Here is a 1549-nt window from a genome sequence, read left to right as displayed (position 1 = left end):
CGGCCGGGGAGCCGTCACGGATCAGCAGCGCCGCCTGGAGGGCGACGGCCATCGCCTCGGCGAGGCGGCGGGCGGATGACTCCGCCGGGTCGGTGGCCTCCTTGCGGAGCCGCGCGATCGCCTCGTCCAGCCGGCGGTCGGCGCCCGCGGCGAGGTCGAGCTCGGCGAAGAACGCCTCAGCCGATTCCGGCTGGCGGGTCAGCGCGCGCACCGCGTCGAGCGCGGCGACGTTTCCCGACCCTTCCCAGATGGACTGCAGCGGCGCCTCCCGGTACAGCCTGGGCATGCCGGACTCCTCGACGTAGCCGTTGCCGCCCAGGCATTCCAGCGCCTCGGCCGCGTGCGCGGGCGCCTGCTTGCATACCCAGTACTTGGTCACCGCCAGCGCCAGCCGGCGGAACGCGGCCTCCCGCTCATCGCCGCGGGCGGCGCGTTCGGTGGCCCCGGCCAGCCGCAACGCCACGGTGGTCGCCGCCTCCGACTCGACCGCGAGATCGGCGAGGACGTTGGCCATCAGCGGCTGGTCGGCGAGCCTGGCGCCGAACGCCGCGCGGTGGGCGGCGTGGTGCGCGGCGTGGATGACGCCGAGGCGCATCCCGGTCGCGGCGGCGACCACGCAGTCAAGCCGGGTCGAGTTCACCATGTCGATGATCGTCCGGACGCCGCGGCCCTCCTCCCCTACCAGCCATGCCGTCGCGTTCTCGTACTCGACCTCCGCGGAGGCGTTCGACCGGTTGCCGAGCTTGTCCTTCAGCCGCATCAGGCGCATGCCGTTGCGGGTGCCGTCGGGGAGCACGCGGGGCAGCAGGAAGCAGGACAGGCCTTTCCCCGGGATCTGGGCCAGGACCATGAACAGGTCGCCCATCGGGGCGGAGGTGAACCACTTGTGGCCGGTGATCAGGTAGCTGCCGTCCGGCTGCGCGACCGCGGTCGTGGTGTTCGCGCGGACGTCGGAGCCGCCCTGCTTCTCGGTCATCGACATGCCCGCGAGCAGCCCGCGCTTGCCCAGCGGCGGCCGGAGGCCGAAGTCGTAGCTGGCCGCGGCCAGCAGCGGCTCGTATGCGCTGGCCAGGGCGGGCGCGTGCCGCAGCGCGGGCACGATCGCGTACGTCATCGACACCGGGCACAGGTGCCCGGCCTCGGCCTGTCCCCAGACGTAGAAGCCGGCCGCGCGGGCCACGTGCGCGCCGGGACGGCTGTCGCGCCAGGGGGCCGCGTGCAGCCCGTGGCTGACCGCGGTCGCCATCAGGTCGTGCCAGGCGGGATGGAACTCCACCTCGTCGACGCGGTGGCCGTACCTGTCGTGGGTGTGCAGCCGCGGCGGGTGCTCGTTGGCGAGCCGGCCGTTGTCCTGCGCCTGCTCGCCGCCGGCCAGCCGGCCGAGCTCGCGGAGTTCCGGCTCTGCCCAGCCGGCGCCCTCACGGCGCAGGGCGCTGATCAGGGCCGGGTCGTCGGAGGCGTCGTAACCGGTCAGCGGCGGCGGCTGGTTGGTAACCTCGTGGGCGGCCATCGCCTGGCTACGCCCTCGTGAGGTGGCCGGCCAGCCAGT

General features: G+C 74.2%; 1 protein-coding gene. It reads right to left on the bottom strand.

What is annotated here, in order from left to right; genetic code table 11:
* A partial coding sequence (locus WA805_RS31400) for an acyl-CoA dehydrogenase family protein (RefSeq protein WP_425244153.1) occupies positions 1-1510 on the bottom strand: 1510 nt, incomplete at its 3' end.
* Positions 1511-1549 lie beyond the last annotated feature (39 nt).

The organism is Trebonia sp., from assembly GCF_049794275.1.
Taxonomy (GTDB): Bacteria; Actinomycetota; Actinomycetes; order Streptosporangiales; family Streptosporangiaceae; genus Trebonia.
The sequence above is the reverse complement of the archived record's forward strand: the minus strand, read 5'-3'. Positions and strand labels throughout refer to the sequence as shown.